Raw genomic sequence first — 21,957 nt, 5'->3', positions numbered from 1 at the left:
CAATGTTACCATGAGTCAGTATGTTCAAGTCGCATTAGCGCTGGGTTCCGGCGCTGCCCGCGGATGGTCACACATTGGTGTGATTAAGGCCCTAAAAGATATGGGCATTGAAATTAACATGGTTGCAGGCACTTCAATCGGCTCCCTCGTGGGAGCCGGTTTTGCTTCTGGGCGTCTTAACGAACTCGAGGAGTGGGTTCGCGATATGGGACGTTGGGAAGTTTTCAATTTACTCGACTTTGGGTTAAGTCATGGTGGCATCATTCAAGGCGAGAAGGTTTTTAGTCACGCCCGCGACTTGTTTGGTGCAATTAATATTGAAGATATGCCGATTACCTATGGGGCTGTCGCGACTGATTTATTTACTGGGCGCGAGATATGGCTTCGAAAAGGTGATGTTTATGATGCTTCTCGAGCATCTTGCTCAATGCCAGGGTTATTAGCGCCGACCGGTGTTAAAGGTCGTTGGCTCGTTGATGGCGGCCTCGTCAATCCGGTTCCTGTATCGTTATGCCGAGCTCTCGGTTCCGACTTTGTGATTGCAGTGAATCTGAACTCGCAGCTGACAACAACAGCGATTGAAGCGCGGAATAAATATGTGGCTCCTGGTCATGAAAATTTGCGTAAGAATCAGAGTGAACCGCAGGCGGATGTACATGGCCACAACACGCCAACCACAACGGAAGCTTCCGAGGATGGCGTGCATCCAAGCGAGGATGCGGAGCAAGGTTTTTTCAAGAGTTTTTTGTCGACCAGTCAGCAATATTGGGATTCGATGAAAGATAAGTTTAATGGTCAATCTTATAAGGCCCCAGGCATGTTAGGTGTGATGGCTGGCTCGATTGATATTATGCAAGAACGTATCACGAAAGCTCGATTGGCTGGCGATCCGCCAGATATTTTAATTCAACCGAAACTTGGTCACATTAGTTTGATGGAGTTTGAGCGTGGTAATGAAGCGATTGATGTGGGATATGAAACGACGATGCGGATGAAAGATTTTATTTTGTCCGAACTTCAGCTCTTCTCCGAACGTCGCGGCGTGTAAAAAGCAAAGACGATATTAGCACTTAGATATTAGACAGAAAAAAGGCGCCTTGCGGCGCCTTTTGTTTTTGCTCTTTAGCTAATATCCAATATCTAAGTGCTAATATCGCTCTTGTAGTTAAGAGTGAATCACTTTTTCCATTTCTTCGAAGGTATCTTGTAACTCTTTAGCTGGATCAGCGGTCAAGTTACTGACAACGATGACTGCTAAAGTACAAACAATAAAGCCTGGAATAATTTCATAAACGATACTGCTCAATGTTGCGCCATCTGCAAGTACAGGCGCATAAATCCAGAAGAGCACTGTTGCTGCGCCTGATACCATGCCAGCTAATGCGCCATGACGGTTCATACGCTTCCAGAATAGACTCAGAATGATTACTGGGCCGAATGCAGCTCCGAAACCAGCCCAAGCGTTAGCAACGAGGCCTAGAATTGTATTATTCGGATCCCATGCCAGCGCAATAGCTACTAAAGATACTAACAGCACCGAAATTCGTCCGACAGTGACAAGTTCTCGATCGCTCGCATCACGACGCAAGAACGCTTTGTAAAAATCTTCGGTTAGTGAGCTTGATGTCACCAATAGCTGTGACGAAATTGTACTCATAATTGCCGCTAAAATAGCTGCCAATAGGAAACCAGAAATGAGGGGATGGAATAGAAACTGCGAGAAAATGATGAAAATAGTCTCAGCATCATTAAGCTGCATTTTGGTTTCCGCAACATAAGCGATGCCAACAAAGCCGGTTACCATCGCACCGATAATTGAAACAAACATCCAGCTGATACCGATACGACGAGCTGTCGGGATATCTTTTACCGAACGAATGGCCATAAAACGGACAATAATATGTGGCTGACCAAAATATCCAAGCCCCCAAGCGAGCAATGAAATAATGCCTAGAATGGATAATTGATTGAGCATTGGATCGGCGATAGAGCCATCTCGGAAGAACTTAAGAAAATCCGGGTTAATAGATTCTACCGTGCTGGTCACTTGACCGATGCCACCTAAATCGAAGATGGCGACTACCGGAACTAATACAAGCGCTACAAACATGATGCAGCCTTGCACAAAATCGGTCATCGATACCGCCAAGAAGCCGCCAAACAGTGTATATGCGCAGACGACACCAGCTGTTACCCATAAGCCCAAGCTATAATCAAGACCAAACGCTGAGCTCGCAAACAATTTACCGCCGGCCACTAAACTTGCCGACGTGTACAAGGTGAAGAAAATAATAATTACCACCGACGAAAATACGCGAAGCACGCGAGTTTTGTCGTCGAATCGGTTAGCGAAATAATCAGGTATAGTAATTGAGTCGTTCGCTACTTCGGTATAAGTGCGTAGCCGCGGCGCCACAATGAGATAGTTTAAATAGGCGCCAATAAGCAAACCGACAGCTATCCATAATTGTGAAACACCAGAGACATAAATCGCACCTGGAAGACCCATGAGCATCCAGCCGCTCATATCAGATGCGCCTGCTGATAATGCCGTAACACCTGGCCCTAAAGCTCTTCCCCCAAGCATGTAACCAGAAACATCATCCGTTGATTTCTTGTAGGCATAAAAACCAATACCTAACATGGCAATAAAATAGAGTGCTAATGAAACGAGAGTACCTGTTTCCAAAGCCTTACTCCTGTGTTGTTGTGTGTTTAAGCGCTTTATTCAATTGCTCCGATTGCAGCAGTATTTTGGTCAACTGCTCTTTCGGATTTGTTAGTAGCGCCTGTGTGGAATCAAACTCAATCATTTTACCACGATGCATTATTAAGATCTTGTCAGCAAGGTGACGAACGATCTCCGGCGAATGTGACGCGAAAATGAAAGAAATACCCATATCTTCTTGTAGATCGAGTATTAAGTTAATAATTTGAGCTCTAATCGATGGATCCAATGAGGCGAATGCCTCGTCTGCGACGATAATTTGAGGTTCTAGGATTATTGCTCGCGCAATGCACACGCGTTGTTGTTGACCACTTGAAAGCATGTGCGGATAAAAATCAAAGTGATCTGGCAACAAGCCAACTTTTTGCAAGGTGACATATACGTGCTCTTGCCGTTCGGCTGGTGTCCACGCCGTATTGAAACGCAATGGTTCAAGTAACTGCTTGCCGATGATTAACTGTGGATTGAGTGAACCGAAACTATCTTGGAAAATCATTCGGATTTCACGACAGCGTTGCTGATAATTGTTCGGATCGAGTAATTCGCCGTTTAAATAGATTTCCCCAGAAGTGGGAACTTCAGCACCAGCGATGAGTTTCGCTAGAGTTGACTTACCTGAGCCCGTTTCACCCATAATGGCGATAGTCTCGCCGCGTTTGACTGAAAAATTGATCGGTTCAAGCGCACAGACTCGGGTAGGGCGGAGCCAACCATTTTTAAAGCTATAATATTTGCTGAGGTTACGAACCTCCAATAGGTCAGTCATGATGCACAATCTCGATTAGCGGGAAGTGGCAAGCAAACTGATGCTGTTTCACTTTACTAAGGCGCGGTTGATGAATACATGCACGACGAGCGTTCGGACATCGAGGACCCAAGCGACATCCAATTGGCATGTGTTGCAATGTTGGAATAGCTCCCGTTAGAGTTGGTAATCGTGTCTTCGGCGCAACATCTTGGTTAAAGAAGCTCATTTTCAACATGGCATCGGTATACGGATGGAAAGGTTCACTCATGAGTTTTTCGGTGGGTCCTGTCTCCATTAATTGACCACAATAGACCAAACTCATGCGTTGCGTCTCAGGAATGATGGCCGTCAAATCCTGAGTAATCATCAAAATACTCATCCCTTGGCTTGCACTCAGTTTGGCAAGTAACCGATAAATCTGATTGCGAGTATTAGGCTCCATTGCCGTTGTGGGTTCATCGGCGATAAGTAGCTTGGGATTGTGAGCAATCGCCATTGCAATACTTACTTTCTGCGCGATACCCTCGGACAATTGCTGCGGATAACTGTTCATAACTTTGGCGGTATCTTTAATACCAACTCGATGCAGCAGCCGTTCTGCGCGAACTGTACGTGTCGCTTTGCGGCGCAGATAAATACCTTTCAGTTCGCTTTGTGGAATGGTCTCTCGCAGTTGCTCACCAACTTTGGTATTCGGATCAAGATAACTGCCTGGGTTCTGAAAAATCATCGCCATATCGCGGCCAGTGACGAGTCGGCGCTGCACGGGATTTAAAGCCAACAAATCATAATGCCGCCACCACAGTCTATCGGCAGTAATTTTCCAGCGTGGATTAATAAACCCCATTATTGCTTTTGCGAGCAAGCTTTTGCCAGAGCCTGATTCACCGACTAGCGTATGAATTTCACCTTCGGCAAGTTGCAAACTGAGCTTGTCGAGAACTTTTACCACGCCGGCACTTGTTTCGAGCTCGATGGTGAGGTTGCGAATATCTAAAATATTGCTCATGAGCCACGTATCCGTTCTTGAATTGCTGCGCGTAGGCTATCACCGAGCACATTTATCGAGAGCACGGTTAAAAACAAAGCAAGGCCCGGCAGTACCATCGTCCACGGTAATAGATATACCTGATCAAGGCTGCGTGCGAGCATGGTACCCCATTCTGGTGCTGGGGCTTGCACGCCTAGACCAAGAAAGCCTAACGCAGCAATATCGAGAATGGCTGTCGATAAGGCAAAAGTCACCTGCATGACAACAACAGACGTAATATTTGGGAAAATAACCCGGGTTAGAATGTACCAGCGTGAGCTACCGTTTAGTTTCGAGGCAATAACATATTCTTTGTTGCGTTCCTCATAAAATGCGTTATGGACGCTATGAATGAACTGTGGAATTAAAACGATTGTAATGGCAATCATCACTGTGTGTAGCGCCGGACCAAGAATAGCGATAATAATAAGCGCCAGCAGCAGCGATGGAATGGATAATACAACGTCAAGCAGATGATTTAATGTGGATGATTGAACGCCGCGACTCATCCCCGCCCAAGCACCAATTGCAATACCGATAAAGGCGGCGGCTGCAGTTGCCATAAGCGGATAGCCGAGACTATATACCGCACCAGATAACACACGCGATAATAAATCACGACCCAAATCATCGGTTCCAAAGAGAAATCGTATTTCACCATCGTCATGCCAAGCGGGGGGTTGCGAAATGGCATCGCTAAACTGAGCGTCAGGGCTATAGGGCGCAATAATCGGCGACAAAATCATCGCTAATAGCATAAAACTAAATATATAAAAGGCTGCTACCGCAAATGGATTAGTATTCATGTGCAGCCACAGCGAGCGCAATGGCGATGGTTCGCGATATTGGTAGTAGATACTGCGATTATTCTGCATCGATTTCTTTCCTTACCTGCGGATATCGCCAAGCGTGTAATAAATCGACGAATAGATTCACCAATAGAATCAGCGAGGCTAGAATAAGCAATCCGGCTTGAATCACTGGAAAATCGCGTTCATAAATACTTTTCACCAGCCAACTACCGAGCCCCGGCCAGTTAAAAATCACTTCGGTGATGACAATGTTGGTCATTAACACGCTAAATTGCAGTCCGAGCTGTCGCACAACGGGCTGCATCGCATTTGGCAGTGTATGCCGAAACATGATGGTTGAATCACTCAATCCACGCGCACGCGCCGCTTTTATATAGTTTTGTTGAAGCACGTCGAGCACTGCATTGCGCATGATTCGAATCAGCATGGTAAGTGGCATCATCGCGAGAACAATGACCGGTACCCACAAATGATTTAGGGCGTCGTAAAATGCCGCTGTTTTAAACTGTGAATCACTTAACCAAATATCGATAAGAATTGAACCGGTTTGGGTTTCAATGGCATAGAGCGGATTAATTTGTCCCGAAATAGGGCTCCAGCCCAGTTTTACTGCGAATAGAAGGATAAACAACTGAGCTAACCAGAACACCGGAATTGAGTAGGCACTCAAACTAACGCCCATTACAATGCGATCCATTGGCCCGCGTTGTTGTACGGCAGCATAAACACCAAGCGGAATGCCTAATACCATTGCGAGAAACATGGCGAGTAAACCAAGCTCAATGGTGGCACCTAATAACGGCTTTATTTCTGCAAATACTGGTTGTTGGGTTACCAATGATAGACCCCAATCACCTTGCAATAAATGACGAATAAATTCGCCATATTGCGTCACGATGCCATCTTCAAAGCCACGCGCGACATAAACCTCTTGATAAGCTAGTGGGTTACTGGCGGAAATTCCCGTCATATTGGTAACGGCATTGCCTGGATACCAATAATTCAAAGAGAATATCAGTAGTGACAATAGCCACAAGGTGACGATGAGTAGGACGATACGGCGTAAGCTATAGCGGAGCATCTTTTATCCTCCGCGCATAACGAAAGTTTATGCCACCATAAGGCGGAAGCTCCACCCCTTCGACATCGTCACGATGCGCTTGAAAACGCAATGAATTTGCTATTGGAACCAGAGGCGCCTGTTGCATAACAAAATCTTCAATCGCTTGATAAAGGTGTTTGCGCTGATCCAGATCACTCTCGGCAATCGCTTCAATGAGCAGCCGATCAAACTCAGGATTACACCATTGTGCACGGTTATTGCCAGAGCGGGCCGCTGCGCAACTGAGGGTGGGTCTAAAAAAATTATCGGGATCGGCGTTATCCGCAACCCATCCAATTAAAACACTATCGTGTTCACCTTCAACCAACCGTTGTCGGAAAGTGTTCCATTCGTAACTTACGATATTCGCCTGCACACCAACTTGAGCTAAATCGGATTGAATCAGCTCTGCCATACGTTGTGCGTTTGGGTTGTAGGCTCGTTGTACGGGCATCGCCCAAATGTCCATACTAAAACCATTCGGGAATCCTGCTTCAGCCAGCAATTCGCGCGCTTTCGCTGGATCATAAGGGTAAGTTTGTTGCACTGGGCTGTATGCCCAAGAGGTTTCCGGTAACATGCCGGTTGCTAAGCGCGCGTTGCCACTATAGATAGTTTGAATAATTGCCGGGCGATTAATGGCATGTGCTAATGCCCGTCGAACAATTACATTATCGAAAGGCGGCTGTTTCGTATTAAAGGCCCAAAACGAAACATTAGGGCTAACTGAACTCCCAACTTCGATTTGTGCATCTTGGTCGAGTTGCGATAATTCGTTCACTAACGGATAGGGAATAACGTCGCATTCACCTGTTAGCAGTTTAAGCATGCGTTTATTGGCATTAGGCGTTATGACATAGACGAGTGTTTTAATCTCGGGCTGTTCGCGCCAATAATCTTTATGAGCACTGTAGCGAATGACGAAATCTTTGCGAAATAATTCAAACGCAAAAGGACCAGTGCCAACCGGTAGGCGATCGATTTGCTCCGGGTTACCCGCTGCAATAAGCTGTTGCCCGTACTCTTCCGATAGAATAACTGCAAAGTCTGTCGCTACATTCGCTAAAAACGAACTGTCAGATTGTGCGAGATGAAAATCAACGGTGTAATCGTCAATTTTTTCGACATGTTCAATCAGACGAATTAAGCCGCTCGAGCGAAAAAATGGATAACGACCGCCGTTGACCGGATAATAAGGGTGTTGTTCATTCAACCAACGCTGAAAGCTAAATAACACATCATCAGCATTAAAGGTTCGCGTTGGTGTAAACCAATCCGTATGGTGAAAGTTAACGTCTTTACGCAAATTGAATCGATAGCGCCGGCCATCGTCAAAAGATTGCCAGCCCCGAGCCAAAGCCGGTACGAACTGTTGTTGTTTCGCATCGTAATCGAGTAGCCGATCATAAAGTTGTGCTGAGGTTGCATCAACGGTGGTACCAGACGTTACTAACTGAGGATTAAATATCTCTGGATTACCTTCTGAGCAGTAGACTAAACCGTCTTGATAAACTTCACTATCAGTTTGTACCGGACCACAGGCGGCCAGCAATAAGGTGCCTGACGCTACCATCAGCTGTTTGAACATTAACCCTGTCCCTCAAGCAAAGCGTATTTTTTTAAGTAACCACGCAATTGATGATAGGTGAGTCCAAGCACTTCTGCTGTTTTCTTTTGGTTAAATTGTGCGTGTTGTAGAGCACGTTGAATGACTTCAATTTCAAATTCAGCGGTGACCTCTTTAAAATCAATACCGCCGTTGTCAAAATCAACACATACACCGACCGCTTCAGTACCACTTGGCGCTGGTGCGGGTGAGGTACGTTCGTTGGTGGCTGCGGTAGCCGCTTCCGTTTCAGCTTTTGGCTGCGAATTGCTTTCACGATGGGGCGCTGCCGCCGGTCGATAGGGACTGTTAAAGGGGTCGATAATAATCTCACTGACAGGAACATGACCATTGCCAATTCGATAAACTGAACGCTCAACAACATTCTTTAACTCACGTACGTTACCTGGCCAGTGATAATCGAGCAACGTTTTACGAGCCTGCTCGGTAAAACCGCTGAATAGCTCGTATTCTAACTCGCGCGCCATTTGAATGGCGAAGTGTTCGGCGAGTACCAAAATATCTTCACGGCGCTCCCTTAGTGGTGGCAAGGTGATGACATCAAATGCGAGACGGTCGAGTAAATCGGCGCGGAACTTGCCCGTTTCAGCTAGGGTAGGAAGATCTTCATTGGTCGCAGCAATTAAGCGAGTGTCGACGCGTACGGTTTTTGTACCACCGACGCGTTCAAACTCGCCATACTCGATGACGCGCAGAATTTTCTCCTGCACCAAAGCCGATGTATTCGCAAGCTCATCAAGAAACAAGCTACCGCCGTCAGCGCGCTCAAAGCGACCTTCGTGGCGTTTTTGAGCGCCGGTAAACGCACCAGCCTCATGACCAAATAGCTCACTTTCCAAAAGGCTTTCACTAAGCGCTGCGCAGTTTAATTTGATGTAGTTTTGTTCCCAGCGTTTCGACAAAAAATGCAAGCGGGCGGCGATTAACTCTTTACCCGTGCCGCGTTCGCCGATAATTAAAACTGGTTTATTAAGAGGGGCAATCTGAGAAACTTGCTCAAGAACGGCAAGAAAGCTGTTAGCTTGTCCGATTAAATTATCAGCTTCGCGGAAGCGACTCATGGCTAGCACCACGCTGTTATTATCGTTATTGGTGAATTTGACTAATTATTAGTGTATTTCATAAGCACAGTGCGTCAAATCATTTTTTGCTAAATCCGAAAAAAACATTGAATTTAAACGGTTTAGAGCAATTTATAAAAGTTGGCACGGTATCTGCATAATATTTCAGCGAACAATAATTAAATTTCTATTGACGCTTTATGAGGACACAAACATGGGTATCTTTACACGTTTTACAGATATCGTAAATTCAAACCTGAACGCTTTATTGGATAAGGCTGAAGATCCTGAAAAAATGGTTCGTCTTATCATCCAAGAAATGGAAGACACATTAGTTGAGGTTCGTTCAACATCAGCTCGCTTGATTGCTGAGAAGAAAGACACTGAACGTCAACTAGCGCGTTTTGAAAAAGAAGTTGCGGAGTGGGATGCGAAAGCTGAACTTGCTCTGAGTAAAGATCGCGAAGACTTAGCACGGCTTGCTCTTGTTGAGAAACAAAAAGCAACAGCTGATGCAGAAAGTTTACAAGCTGACATCACTCGCATTGACGAACACTTGAACCGGTTAGGTGAAGAAGTGGGACAACTGCAAGAGAAATTGGCTGATGCCAAAGCTCGTCAGAAAACTATTATCATGCGTCAACGCGCGGTTAGCAGCCGTTTAGAAGTTAAAAAACGCATTGATAGTGGCAAAATCGACGACGCGATGTTGCGCTTTGAGCGATTTGAATCAAAAATTGATGACTTAGAGTCGCAAGTTGAAGCTTACGATCTTGGCAAGAAGACATTGCGTGATGAATTTGCGCAATTAGAAACTGATGACAAGATTACCGACGAGCTTGAGGCTTTAAAAGCCCGCGTTAAGAAAGATAAGACTGATAAAAAAGCTTAATTAGCGGAACGTTTACCAAACCATGATAGCGGGTGTCGCGCTAGGCACCCGAACTTTTTGAACGACGAGAGATGAGAAGCACATGGATATTATAGCCCCACTCATTGGCGCACCGATTATTTTGTTTATGATTTTTGTGGCGCCAATTTGGATCATCATGCACTACCGTAGTCAGCGTAAAATTGGTCAGGGCTTAAGCCAAGACGAATTGCTGCAACTACAAGAGCTAGCGCATCAAGCGGAACGCATGCGTGATCGAATTAAAACCCTAGAGTCAATTCTTGATGCGGAGTCACCAAAATGGAGAGACCGCGTATGAACCAGGATAATTGTCAACGCAGAACACTAATGCGCGATAAAGCCAAAGGCAAAATTGCCGGGGTATGCGCAGGTATAGCTGAATATTTTAATATTGAAGTGTGGTTGGTACGTATTATTGCCGTTACAGCACTTATTTTCAGTTCAAGCTTTGTAGCCGTCATTTATATTGCGATGTGGTTCATTCTTGACGAAAAAAAGTCGAATCCAGCCGACCAGCCATCACATCATCTTGGCGTTAAAACCAAAGTCTGGCAGGCTGGTGAACCACCACAGCGAGCGTTTCGTGAGATTAACCAAGAATTCAATGAGTTAGAGCAGTCTTTACAACGCATTGAGCGGTACATCACGTCAAACGCTTATAAAATTGATCGCGAACTCGACAGACTGTAACGATACGATTTCGTTAGCAACACAGCGCACGAATACACCGTGAATACCCCGTTGTTCGGTTCTTCCGACAGCGGGGTTTTTTATGCAAGTGGCAAATTTCCGTTACAGCAAAACATGATCAACATCAAAGTTAGCTGTTGCGTTCAGATCGGCCTGAATGCAATCTGATGCGCAACAACGAGGAGATATTCTGCCAATGCGCACCAACAATAAAGATAAATCGCAATGGCAGCCAGCGACAGTGACGATTCATGGCGGTAAACGTCGTGATGAACATGGCGCATTGGTTGCACCACTGTATCAAACTGCGACGTTTTCATTCACGAACACGGCGCAAGGGTCAGCTCGTTTCGCTGGCGAAGAAGAAGGTTATATTTATAGTCGCTTGGGCAACCCAACAGTAACCGAGCTAGAAGAACGTGTTGCGGCGCTTGAAGGGTTTCCTGCTGCCGCCGCTGCCGCCACGGGGATGGGCGCGGTGTCGGCCAGTATGCTGGCATTTGTTGAGCAGGGCGATCACGTTTTAGTATCAGACGCAATTTATGGCTGTAGTTTTGCGTTGTTCTCTCATTTGTTCACGAAGTTTGGTATCGCTGTCGACTTTGTCGACATGGCGGATCTAGCGAAAACTCGTGCTGCGATACGTCCAAATACGAAATTGGTATTCCTTGAATCGCCAGTTAACCCGCATTTGAAAGTGATAGATATTCAAGCGATTGCCGATATTGCTCACGAAGTGAATGCGCGCTTGGTTGTTGATAATACGTTTATGACGCCCTTATTGCAGCAACCACGCAAGCAAGGTGCCGATCTCGTACTTCATAGTGCGACCAAATATTTGAATGGTCACGGCGACGTGGTTGCCGGTATTGTGTGTGGTAGCGAAGAAGATATTGAGCTCATTAAATTAACCACGCTGAAAGATATGGGCGCTACCATGAGCCCACACGATGCTTGGTTAATTCTGCGTGGTCTAAAGACGCTCGACGTACGTATGGAACGTCATTGTGCTAATGCGGTCAAAGTAGCTGAGTATTTGCGCGCGAAAGATCTGGTTAAAACCATGTATTTCCCAGGCTTTGCTGATCATCCGGCGCAAGCATTGATGGGTACCCAGATGCATGGCGCTGGTGCAGTGATTGCCTTTGAATTACATGGTGATATCAACACTGCGCGCCAGTTATTAGATAGCTTACAGTTAATTACAATAGCGGTAAGCTTAGGGGATGCCGAAACGTTAATTCAGCATCCAGCTTCGATGACGCACTCACCCTATACACCAGAGGCACGAGCAGCCGCAGGAATCAGTGATACGCTGATTCGAATTTCAGTTGGGCTTGAGGCCGTCGAAGATATTATTGCTGATTTGGAACAAGCGTTTGCTGCTTGTGCCAACAGCCAAATGACAACAACAGGGGAACAAGTACGCTATGGGTAAACAAAGCAACTATGTTTCACGACAGCCGGACGAAAACGGTATTATTGCGTGGAGTGATGAAGAGAATGCGGTTTGGCACGACCTTGTGGAGCGCCAACTCAAGCATATTCCAGGTAAAGCCTGCGATGAATACATGCATGGCCTAGATTTATTGAATTTGCCACATGATAGAATTCCGCAACTTCATGAAATTAATGAAGTGTTACAAGAGACAACAGGTTGGCAGGTTGCGCAAGTACCAGCATTGATTCCATTTGATGAGTTTTTCCGCTTATTGGCGAATAAACAATTCCCAGTTGCGACGTTTATTCGTACCCGCGAAGAATTTGATTACTTGCAAGAGCCCGATATCTTTCACGAGATTTTCGGACACTGTCCGTTGTTAACGAATCCAGCTTTTGCGCACTTTACCCATCAATACGGTAAATTAGGCTTGAATGCGACGCCGAAAGAACGGGTTTATTTGGCACGTCTTTATTGGTTCACCGTTGAGTTTGGTTTGTTACAAACGAAAGACGGCTTGCGTATTTATGGCGGCGGTATTTTATCGTCACCTGGTGAAACCGAATATGCTATTTCGAGTGACAAGCCAGAGCGTAAGCCGCTAGTCCCATTGGATGCATTACGGACGCCGTATCGTATCGATATCATGCAGCCAATTTACTACACCATTGAAAGTACAGATCGGTTATTTGAAATTGCCGATTTGGATATTATGGCGTTGGTACGTGAAGCGATGGAATTGGGGTTATTTGAACCGAAGTTTCCGCCAAAACCGAAAACCGACGCTGCGTAAACTTATTGTTAGACACTAATAGAAGTAAATCGAGGAACGAATGTCAGAACTAAAACAACAAACCTGCGAAGCTTGTAATGCCAATGCACCTAAAGTAAGTGACGCTGAATTGGCTGAACTGATTCGTGAGATTCCAGATTGGACACCAGTAGTTCGTGACGGAGTGATGCAACTTGAACGCGAATTCAAATTCAAGAACTTTAAACAAGCGCTAGCATTCACGAATAAAGTGGGTGAAATTGCTGAAGCTGAATTCCATCACCCAACACTGGTTACCGAGTGGGGTAAAGTGACTGTCACGTGGTGGACGCACGCTATCAATGGTCTGCATAAGAATGACTTTATCATGGCCGCACGTACAGACGCAGTTTTAAACGACCAATAAATAACGACACTTAGAACTGCTCGGACGACTTAAAAAAGCCCTTGAGGATGGTTATCCCGAGGGCTTTTTTGTGTATACTTTGCTTTACAGATAGACTAACAAAGCTGCTATTTATGCGTTTGGAAATAACCTGCGATGATCGTCTGGGTATTGCTCAGGACGTGCTACAAATATTGCGTGACCACGAAATAGATTTGCGTGGTATTGAAGTCGATCCGAAGGGCAAAATCTTCCTTAACTTTCCCGAATTGGAATTTAAAGACTTTCAGCATCTGATGCCGGAAATTCGACGCATTCCGAACGTGAAGGACGTTAAAACCATCGCGATTATGCCTTCTGAGCGCGAACATTTCGAATTTAAACTGCTACTTAGTAAGCTTCCAGATCCCATCCTATCGGTTGATAGCCGCGGCATGATCGATATTGCTAACGATGCAGCGCAACAAGTGCTGAGTGACAATCGTACTGAGCTTGTCGGGACGCTCATCGGCCAGTGGTTGAGCGGTTTTGCAGTACAGCGTTGGCTTGAGAAACAGCCGACAGAACCAACCGTTCAGCAGATAAGTGCTGGTGGCTCAAAGTACTTTGCCGATCTGCTACCCATTTGGGTTGCCGATGATGCCGGTAAGAACAGTTTTGCTGGCGCGGTGATTACCTGCAAACCACAACCCTTGGTTGAGCAATGGCAACGTGGTGGTAATCATGATGTGTTCAGGCAAATTCTGGGCGAACACACAAGCATGAAGCGCTTAATTAAAGAAGCGGCGCGTATGGCTGAATTGAACGTACCGTTGTTAATTCAAGGTGAAACTGGTGTCGGCAAAGAGTTACTTGCCCGAGCCTGTCATCAAGCGAGTCATCGTGCGGATAAGCCATTTTTAGCCATCAATTGTGCTGCTTTACCCGATAACGTCGCCGAGAGTGAATTATTTGGTCACGGCAAAGGTAGTTTAGGACCGTATACTGAAGCGAAAAAGGGGATTTTTGAACAAGCAAACGGCGGTACCGTGCTACTTGACGCTGTTGGTGAGATGTCGAATGGTTTGCAAGCCAAGTTATTGCGTTTTATCCAAGATGGACGCTTCCGTCGAATCGGTGAAGAGCAAGAGGTGACTGTCGATGTACGGATTATCTGTTCAGCGCAAGACGATCTGATTGAACGCGTTGAAGCGGGCACATTTCGTGAAGACCTATTCTATCGCCTCAATGTATTAACGCTTCAAGTGCCATCGTTGCGTGAGCGCAAATCGGACATCAGCCTGCTAACCGACCATTTTACCGTGCAAGCTTGTCAGCGCTTAGGGCGAAGTTTAGTGATGGTTACCCGCGCCGCGCGTGAGGCGTTGCAACGGTATCAATGGCCGGGTAACGTGCGTCAACTCGAAAACGTGTTGTTCCGTTCTATTTCGATGTCAGAAGGCGATACCCTCGATATCAGTGATATACATCTTCCCGGTGCAGACAGCCTGCAGGAGAATGTGGCAGTCGATCTCGAAGAGGGTAGCTTGGACGAAGCCGTAAAGAAATTTGAGGCGACGATTCTTCGACGGTTATATCCGAGTTATCCGAGTACGAGGCAGTTGGCGAAGAAGTTGGGGTTGTCGCATACGGCCGTAGCGAATAAGCTGCGCGACTACGGTATCGGCAAAACCCGCAAACGCTGAAAACCAAATACGATATTGGATATTAGATATTAGATATTGGATATTAGATATTCGAGGGGATAGACGAAGATTCGAGCCTTGGGTTTTCGGATTTTTGCTAATATCTAATATCCAATAACTAATATCGGAGTTGCTGTTGTAGCTTTTTCTTTACAGTGCTTTTGGCTTCTGTAATGAAATCATGACAGCTTAACCCCTACATGCCAGCCTTTCTTGATCTGTATCAATATGTTTACATCTTGCTGTTTTTCTGCGCAGCCACTTGATCACAGTGCTGGGCTGGCGATTCACCACGTCTGTGCGCATAGTAGTATCGATTCATTCTTTTTTGTGCGTCATTTAAACCAGAAGAGAACGCACTATTTTCGAATAACGAGGACACTATGACTGATATTAACTACAACCCATTACAAACTGACGGTTTTGAATTCGTTGAATACTCTGCGCCAGATGCAAATGGCATTGCGGCATTAAAAGATTTATTCACCAAGCTTGGTTTTACTGAAGTGGCGAAGCATAAAACGAAAGACGTTTGGTTGTACAAGCAGAACGACATTAATTTCATTGTGAACGCTGAAACCGGCGGGCAAGCTGAAGAGTTCGCGAAAGCTCACGGCCCAAGCGTTTGCGGTATGGCGTGGCGTGTTAAAGATGCAAAACATGCATTTGACCATGCTGTTGCCAATGGCGCGAAGCCGTTCCAGCGTCACACCGCCGCAGGTGAAGAAGAGTTTCCTGCAGTGTATGGTATCGGCGAGAGTGTATTGTATTTCGTTGATAAAGATATCTACACCAATGACTTTAACTTCTATGACAACTGGGAAGCGAAGATGAAAGATCACGCTGCTGGATTGTATGAAGTTGATCACTTAACTCATAACGTATTCCGCGGCAATATGGATACTTGGGCTGGTTTTTATGAGCGAATCGGAAACTTCCGCGAAATCCGTTATTTCGATATTGAAGGTAAACTGACCGGCTTGTTGAGCCGTGCGATGACTGCACCATGCGGTAAGATTCGTATTCCAATTAATGAGTCACACGATGATAAATCGCAAATTGAAGAATATTTGCGTGAATACAACGGTGAAGGCATTCAGCACATTGCTTTAACATCCGATAATATTTACAAGACCGTGCGAGATTTGCGAGCGATTGGGATGGACTTCATGCCAACACCGGACACTTACTACGCGAAAATCGATGAGCGTGTTGAAGGCCACGAAGAAAATGTCGATGAATTACGTGAATTGCAGATTTTGATAGATGGTGCGCCGATGAAAGACGGTATTTTGCTCCAAATTTTCACCAAAACCGTGATTGGCCCAGTATTCTTCGAAATTATTCAGCGCAAAGGCAACGAAGGTTTTGGTGAAGGTAACTTCAAAGCGTTGTTTGAATCCATCGAAGAAGATCAAATTCGTCGTGGAGTATTAAGCGATGCGTAAATGGATTAGCTTTCCGAAACAAGTTGGCGTGGCCTCGAAGCAGGCGCACGCTGATTTTCCGGAGCAAGCGATCTTTGAACGCGAAGTAGGGCGTAGTGGTTTTTTTGGTCCCGCAACGCACTTTCATCATCGCCATGCTCCAACGGGTTGGAGTGATTGGGAAGGCGAGTTGCGTCCGCGTAACTTCGACTTTAATAAACTCGATAACGTCGCCACCGAATCACCGTGGCAAGTGCCAATGTTGCTGCATAATGCGCAGTGTAAATTCCGTATTTGGCATTGTCATGAGCGCATGGACTTTTTGGTTCGTAATGCCGATGGCGACGAGCTGCTATTTATTCACGAAGGGCGTGGCGAGCTGTTTTGTGACTATGGTCACATCACGCTCGAGAAAGGGGATTATTTCTCGATTCCTCGCTCGACATCCTGGCGCATTGAACCTTTAGAGCCGATGCAAATTGTGATGATTGAGGCGACCAATAGTGCGTATCAGTTACCGGAAAAGGGTCTGGTTGGTAATCATGCGATTTTTGATCCTGCCTGTCTTGATACGCCAGATATCGATGAGGCGTTTAAAGCGCAATACAGCGAAGAGAGCTGGCAAGTTCAAGTGAAGCGCCATGGCAAGATATCGGTGATTACGTATCCTTTTAATCCGCTTGATGCGATTGGCTGGCACGGTGATTTGGCGCCAGTGCGGATTAACTGGCGCGATATTCGGCCATTAATGAGTCATCGTTATCATTTGCCACCGTCGGCTCATACAACATTTGTAGCTGATGGCTTTGTGGTGTGTACATTTGTACCACGGCCAATTGAATCTGATCCAGGCGCATTGAAAGTACCTTTCTATCATAACAATGATGATTACGATGAAGTGCTGTTCTACCATGAAGGTGACTTCTTCAGTCGTGATAATATCGATAAAGGTATGGTAACCTTCCATCCAGCCGGATTCACGCACGGGCCTCATCCGAAGGCATTTCAGGCAGGTTTAGAGTATCGTAAAAAGTTTACCGATGAAGTTGCGGTCATGCTCGATACTCGCCATTCACTTGAAATGGGCGATGTTTGTGCCAGCGTAGAAAACCCTGATTACGTAAATAGCTGGAAAGCCAAAGACGACAAAAAGGCATAACGATTTATGAAGTTTGCAACGTATCGAAATGGAACCCGTGACGGCCAATTAATGTTGGTCAGTCGCGATTTGAAGAAAGCAGTCGCAGTACCCGCAATTGCTGCCACTTTACAAGAAGTGTTAGATGACTGGGATGCGGTAGCGCCGCAGCTAGAGCAAGCCTATCAAGCATTAAACAACGGCGAGCTAGACGACGCTGAAGCGTTTGATGAGAGCTTGTGTGAATCGCCCTTGCCACGCGCTTATCAATGGGCCGACGGCAGTGCTTATGTGAATCATGTTGAGTTGGTGCGTAAAGCGCGTAACGCAGAAATGCCACCAAGCTTTTGGACCGATCCATTAATGTATCAAGGCGGTTCAGATGACTTTCTGGGGCCAAAAGATGCTATCGAAATGGCGGATACGTCTTGGGGTATCGATTTTGAAGGTGAAATTGCGGTCATTACTGACGATGTACCAATGGGTGTCGATGCTGCTGAAGCAGGTCAATATATCCGTTTACTGATGTTAGTGAACGATGTATCGCTGCGCGGCCTTATTCCAAATGAATTAGGCAAAGGTTTTGGTTTCTTTCAGTCAAAACCATCATCAGCATTCTCACCAGTTGCGGTAACCCCAGATGAGTTGGGTGAAAAATGGCGCGACAATAAGGTGCATTTGCCATTGTTGAGCTACTATAACGGCAAGCCTTTTGGTAAACCAAACGCTGGCGAAGACATGACCTTTGATTTCGCGCAGCTAGTCGCACATGCGGCGAAGACTCGTCATTTGGGTGCCGGTGCGATTATTGGCTCAGGCACTGTTTCGAACAAGCAAGGCACCGATCACGGTAGCGCTATTGCTGAAGGCGGCGTCGGCTATAGCTGCATTGCCGAAGTTCGGATGATTGAAACCATTCGTGACGGGCAGCCGAGCACTGGGTTTATGCAATTTGGTGACACCATCAAAATTGAAATGACAGATGCGCACGGCCACAGTATTTTTGGCAGCATTGACCAAAAAGTGGTGCAGTATTCTCCATCTGACGAATAATTGCGGAGTTGATTATGGAGCTCTACGGCTACTGGCGTTCAAGCGCCAGTTACCGAGCGCGGATTGCGCTCAACTTTAAGCAGTTAGACTATAACTATATTCCGGTACACCTCATTAAAGAGGGTGGCGAGCAACATAAGCAATCGTATCGTCAGCTGAATCCGAATGGATTAGTGCCGACGTTAGTTGATGGCAGCGTGATTTTGCATCAATCGCTGGCCATTATGGAGTATTTGGATGAGAAATATCCAACGCCGTCATTGTTGCCTGGAAATGCGCAAAAGCGCGGTGCAATTCGTGCGCTTTCGTTAGATATCGCGAGTGAATTACAACCGTTAATTAATTTGCGTGTGCAACAGTATTTGGCGCGTGAACTGGGTGCTGATGACAGTGCGAAGCAAGCCTGGTTGCAGCACTGGTTCCGGCAAAGCTTCACTGCATTTGAACGCAACTTAGAAGAGGTTTCTGGTAAGTATTGCGTCGGTGATGACTTTTCAATGGCCGATATCTGCTTAGTTCCGCAAGTGTATAGCGCTGAGCGGTTTGGTATTCCTCTTGATGAGTATCCGTTGCTGCGTGAAGTCTACGCGCGCCTGGTTGAGCTACCGTGGGTTGCCAAGGCGCATCCGAGTCAGCAGCCGGATGCGGAAAGCTAACCGCAATTACCTTGAACTTCATCGCACAAATTGAATGCCCAGCTCGTAAGTTGCTGGGCATTTTGTTTTAATGAAGCGATTATAAAAATATAGAGTTGTTCAATAAGGCTTGATTAACAAGGACCATAACAATGAAAACAAAAGTTGCAATAGCGATTGCCGCGGCTTTGATGAGTGCTTCGTGCGCAATGACCGAGGCGCCGACAGCACCACAGCAAACAACCCCGCCGACAGTATTAGCGACCGCCGAAAATAATCAGGCTATTGCTGGTCAAGAGTTGACGTTAAAGCAAATCATGTCGGATCAGGACTGGGTGGCGCGTTCGCCAACCAATGCTTATTGGATGCTTGATGGTAGCGGTGTGCTGTATCAACAAAAACGCGAAGGTTCACAACTTAGCGATTGGTATCATCAACCCCTCGATAAAGAAGCACATCAAGTTCCGTTGGATAAATTGCATAACTACGCGTACAACGATGGCATTTACAATGCGGATAAATCACTGTTGGCGTATACCTTTGAAGGTAATATTTTCGTTCGTGATTTAACCAAGAACGAAACCCGCCAATTGACTCGTGATGAAGCGCGTCAATCGCAATTGGTATTTCTCACTAACGGGCACTTGGCGTATCGTCAAGAAAATGACTTTTTCAGTGTTGACCCACGTACTGGTCTTACCCAACAAATTGCTTCTTTAGCATTGCGCGATGCACCCAAGGCGAATAGTGAACCGAAAGACTTTATTGCGCGCGAACAACAAGATCTGATTGAATTCGTTCAAGTTGAACGCAAGAACAAAGCAGATCGTTTTGCGCAACAGCAACAACTGCAAGAAAAAAATGCATCATTGGCACCGCAACCGTTTTATCTGGGTGAGGGCAAACAAATTGTAGCAACCAGTTTGTCTCCAGCTGGCGATAAACTCATTGTTGCGATTAGCGCGCCGCAAAAGTGGCGAGAAGATGGCGATATTATGCCTAATTACGTGACAGAGGACGGCCGTATTGCGGCTGAGCCAGTGCGTTCACGTGTCGCTGACGCTAAGCCAGTTGAGCATGAAATTTTAGTACTTGATTTGAGTTCAGGTGAGCAAACGAAACTGACCTACAACACCTTGCCTGGTTGGGATGAAGATGTACTCGCTGAAGTTCGCCGTGAGAATTATGCGGCCGAGGGTAAAACATATCAATCAGAGAAGAAACCACGTCCAATTACGCTGATGCAGGATTGGGGTTGGCAAAGTGGTGCGATTCGTTGGACCGATGACGGAAAGCAAGCGGCGTTGATGTTAGAGGCGTGGGATAATAAAGATCGATGGATTGCTTCGGTCGATTTTGCCGGAAAGCGTTTCGTTAACCAAGATCGCCTGCACGACGAAGCATGGATTAACTACACCCATAATGAATTCGGCTACTTACCTAATAGTGACACCTTATGGTTCCAATCGGAGGCCGATGGCTATTCACACTTGTATGTGAAACCTCTGAACGGCAAAACTAAGCAACTCACACAGGGTAAGTATGTTGTTGAAGATCCGACTGTAAGTAGCAATGGTGAATTCATTTACTTCAGTGCCAATAAGCCGCACCCAGGTAATTACGAAATTTACCGTGTGCGTACTGATAATGCTGAACTGGAACAATTGACCGCATTAGGCGGCATTAATAATTATGAATTGAGTCCACAAGAAGATCGTTTATTGATCAAGCATTCAACCGCATTGCAACCAGAGGAACTGTATGTTCAAGCTGTTGGTAGTGATTCGGCGCAACGCCTTACCAACACGGTCACCGAACAATTCATGAGTTTCGACTGGGTAGCGCCGGAAATTGTGCCTGTGCCGTCAAGCCACGTTGCGGATCCTATTTATACTCGTGTTTACTACCCGAAAGATTATGACCCGAATCGTGCCGAGAAATATCCTGCGGTCGTGTTTATTCACGGTGCCGGTTATCTACAAAACGCGCATGCGGGTTGGTCAGGCTATCAGCGTGAGTTCATGTTCCATACGTTCCTGACCCAACAAGGTTATGTTGTTCTGGATTTGGATTACCGCGGCTCAAAAGGCTATGGGCGTGATTGGCGTACGGCAATTTATCGTCAAATGGGTACGCCTGAAGTTGAAGATTTAGTTGATGTTGCGAAGTGGGCAGGAGAAAACGCCAATGTCGATACGAATCGTATGGGTACTTACGGTGGTTCTTACGGTGGTTTCTTGACCTTTATGGCCTTGTTTAAAGAGCCTGGTTTATTTAAAGCTGGCTCGGCATTACGTCCAGTAAGCGATTGGGCGCATTATAATACGGGCTATACGTCAAATATCTTGAATCTGCCAGATGATGATCCAATTGCGTACCGTCGCAGTTCGCCAATTTACTTCACTGAAGGTCTTGAAGATGCCTTGTTGATCAACTCGCCGATGGTTGATGATAATGTATTCTTCCAAGATAGTGTTCGTTTAGTGCAGCGTTTAATCGAACACGAAAAAGAAGACTTTGAGACAGCTATTTTCCCAGTAGAACCGCACGGTTTCCGTCAACCATCAAGCTGGTTGGATGAATATCGTCGGATTTTCAAATTATTCGAAGAGAACCTGAAGTAAATTCAGGTTTCCTCGAAACAGAAGTGAACGTCCATAAAAAATCCCAGCTATGACAGCTGGGATTTTTTTATCCTGCACAAAATGAC

The 21,957-nt window shown here is 46.0% G+C and carries 20 protein-coding genes; 13 read left to right on the top strand and 7 right to left on the bottom strand.

What is annotated here, in order from left to right; genetic code table 11:
- The first annotated feature begins 10 nt into the window (after positions 1-10).
- Complete coding sequence (locus LG272_RS08440; protein WP_126758902.1) at positions 11-1,048, top strand: patatin-like phospholipase family protein; 1,038 nt, start codon at positions 11-13, stop codon at positions 1,046-1,048.
- Between the two features lie 117 nt (positions 1,049-1,165).
- Here LG272_RS08440 and putP read toward each other — a convergent pair whose 3' ends face one another.
- Genes putP through pspF form a run of 7 tightly spaced genes read right to left on the bottom strand, consistent with a single transcriptional unit; the run spans position 1,166 to position 9,108 of the window.
- Positions 1,166-2,689: a sodium/proline symporter PutP gene (gene putP / locus LG272_RS08435; protein ID WP_126758901.1), complete on the bottom strand. Its 1,524-nt coding sequence runs from the start codon at positions 2,687-2,689 to the stop codon at positions 1,166-1,168.
- A gap of 4 nt (positions 2,690-2,693) precedes the next feature.
- Positions 2,694-3,494 carry an ATP-binding cassette domain-containing protein gene (locus LG272_RS08430; protein ID WP_404407938.1) on the bottom strand — a complete coding sequence of 267 codons (801 nt, stop codon included), beginning with the start codon at positions 3,492-3,494 and terminating at the stop codon, positions 2,694-2,696.
- Positions 3,487-4,485 carry an oligopeptide/dipeptide ABC transporter ATP-binding protein gene (locus LG272_RS08425; RefSeq protein WP_126758899.1) on the bottom strand — a complete coding sequence of 333 codons (999 nt, stop codon included), beginning with the start codon at positions 4,483-4,485 and terminating at the stop codon, positions 3,487-3,489. The genes LG272_RS08430 and LG272_RS08425 overlap by 8 nt, the downstream gene beginning before the upstream one ends.
- Positions 4,482-5,381, bottom strand: coding sequence for an ABC transporter permease subunit (locus tag LG272_RS08420; protein WP_126758898.1), 900 nt, complete (start codon positions 5,379-5,381; stop codon positions 4,482-4,484). Before LG272_RS08420 ends, LG272_RS08425 begins: the two co-directional genes overlap by 4 nt.
- Positions 5,371-6,399, bottom strand: coding sequence for an ABC transporter permease (locus tag LG272_RS08415; protein WP_126758897.1), 1,029 nt, complete (start codon positions 6,397-6,399; stop codon positions 5,371-5,373). Before LG272_RS08415 ends, LG272_RS08420 begins: the two co-directional genes overlap by 11 nt.
- Positions 6,386-8,008, bottom strand: coding sequence for an ABC transporter substrate-binding protein (locus LG272_RS08410; RefSeq protein ID WP_126758896.1), 1,623 nt, complete (start codon positions 8,006-8,008; stop codon positions 6,386-6,388). The genes LG272_RS08415 and LG272_RS08410 overlap by 14 nt, the downstream gene beginning before the upstream one ends.
- Positions 8,008-9,108 (bottom strand): phage shock protein operon transcriptional activator, encoded by a 1,101-nt coding sequence (pspF, locus tag LG272_RS08405; RefSeq protein WP_126758895.1) that lies wholly within the window; start codon positions 9,106-9,108, stop codon positions 8,008-8,010. The genes LG272_RS08410 and pspF overlap by 1 nt, the downstream gene beginning before the upstream one ends.
- Before the next feature lie 214 nt (positions 9,109-9,322).
- Between pspF and pspA the strand changes: the two genes are divergently transcribed.
- The 12 genes from pspA (at position 9,323) to LG272_RS08345 (ending at position 21,871) form a co-directional block, all read left to right on the top strand.
- Positions 9,323-10,000 carry a phage shock protein PspA gene (gene pspA / locus LG272_RS08400; protein WP_126758894.1) on the top strand — a complete coding sequence of 226 codons (678 nt, stop codon included), beginning with the start codon at positions 9,323-9,325 and terminating at the stop codon, positions 9,998-10,000.
- Between the two features lie 82 nt (positions 10,001-10,082).
- Positions 10,083-10,319: an envelope stress response membrane protein PspB gene (pspB, locus tag LG272_RS08395; RefSeq protein WP_092855145.1), complete on the top strand. Its 237-nt coding sequence runs from the start codon at positions 10,083-10,085 to the stop codon at positions 10,317-10,319.
- Positions 10,316-10,711, top strand: a complete 396-nt coding sequence (gene pspC / locus LG272_RS08390; protein WP_126758893.1) for an envelope stress response membrane protein PspC — start codon at positions 10,316-10,318, stop codon at positions 10,709-10,711. The genes pspB and pspC overlap by 4 nt, the downstream gene beginning before the upstream one ends.
- Positions 10,712-10,907: 196 nt before the next feature.
- The gene (locus LG272_RS08385) at positions 10,908-12,149 is read left to right on the top strand and encodes a PLP-dependent aspartate aminotransferase family protein (RefSeq protein WP_126758892.1); all 1,242 of its coding nucleotides are present in this window, start codon (positions 10,908-10,910) and stop codon (positions 12,147-12,149) included.
- On the top strand, positions 12,142-12,945 hold the full coding sequence (gene phhA / locus LG272_RS08380) for a phenylalanine 4-monooxygenase (protein ID WP_404407933.1): 804 nt from the start codon (positions 12,142-12,144) through the stop codon (positions 12,943-12,945). The genes LG272_RS08385 and phhA overlap by 8 nt, the downstream gene beginning before the upstream one ends.
- 40 nt (positions 12,946-12,985) lie before the next feature.
- Entirely contained in the window at positions 12,986-13,330 is a 345-nt protein-coding gene (locus tag LG272_RS08375; protein WP_126758890.1) for a 4a-hydroxytetrahydrobiopterin dehydratase, read from the top strand.
- Between the two features lie 113 nt (positions 13,331-13,443).
- Entirely contained in the window at positions 13,444-14,994 is a 1,551-nt protein-coding gene (tyrR, locus tag LG272_RS08370; protein ID WP_126758889.1) for a transcriptional regulator TyrR, read from the top strand.
- Positions 14,995-15,377: 383 nt separating this feature from the next.
- Entirely contained in the window at positions 15,378-16,442 is a 1,065-nt protein-coding gene (gene hppD / locus LG272_RS08365) for a 4-hydroxyphenylpyruvate dioxygenase (protein WP_404407930.1), read from the top strand.
- Positions 16,435-17,580 (top strand): homogentisate 1,2-dioxygenase, encoded by a 1,146-nt coding sequence (locus LG272_RS08360; RefSeq protein ID WP_404407928.1) that lies wholly within the window; start codon positions 16,435-16,437, stop codon positions 17,578-17,580. The genes hppD and LG272_RS08360 overlap by 8 nt, the downstream gene beginning before the upstream one ends.
- A 6-nt stretch (positions 17,581-17,586) precedes the next feature.
- A complete protein-coding gene (locus LG272_RS08355; protein WP_404407926.1) occupies positions 17,587-18,612 on the top strand; it encodes a fumarylacetoacetate hydrolase family protein in 1,026 nt (341 codons plus the stop codon).
- Between the two features lie 14 nt (positions 18,613-18,626).
- Complete coding sequence (gene maiA, locus LG272_RS08350) at positions 18,627-19,268, top strand: maleylacetoacetate isomerase (protein ID WP_404407924.1); 642 nt, start codon at positions 18,627-18,629, stop codon at positions 19,266-19,268.
- A gap of 131 nt (positions 19,269-19,399) precedes the next feature.
- A complete protein-coding gene (locus LG272_RS08345; protein ID WP_404407922.1) occupies positions 19,400-21,871 on the top strand; it encodes a prolyl oligopeptidase family serine peptidase in 2,472 nt (823 codons plus the stop codon).
- Positions 21,872-21,957 lie beyond the last annotated feature (86 nt).

Source organism: Pseudidiomarina marina (genome assembly GCF_044807045.1).
In the GTDB taxonomy this organism is placed as follows: Bacteria; Pseudomonadota; Gammaproteobacteria; order Enterobacterales; family Alteromonadaceae; genus Pseudidiomarina; species Pseudidiomarina marina.
The sequence above is the reverse complement of the archived record's forward strand: the minus strand, read 5'-3'. Positions and strand labels throughout refer to the sequence as shown.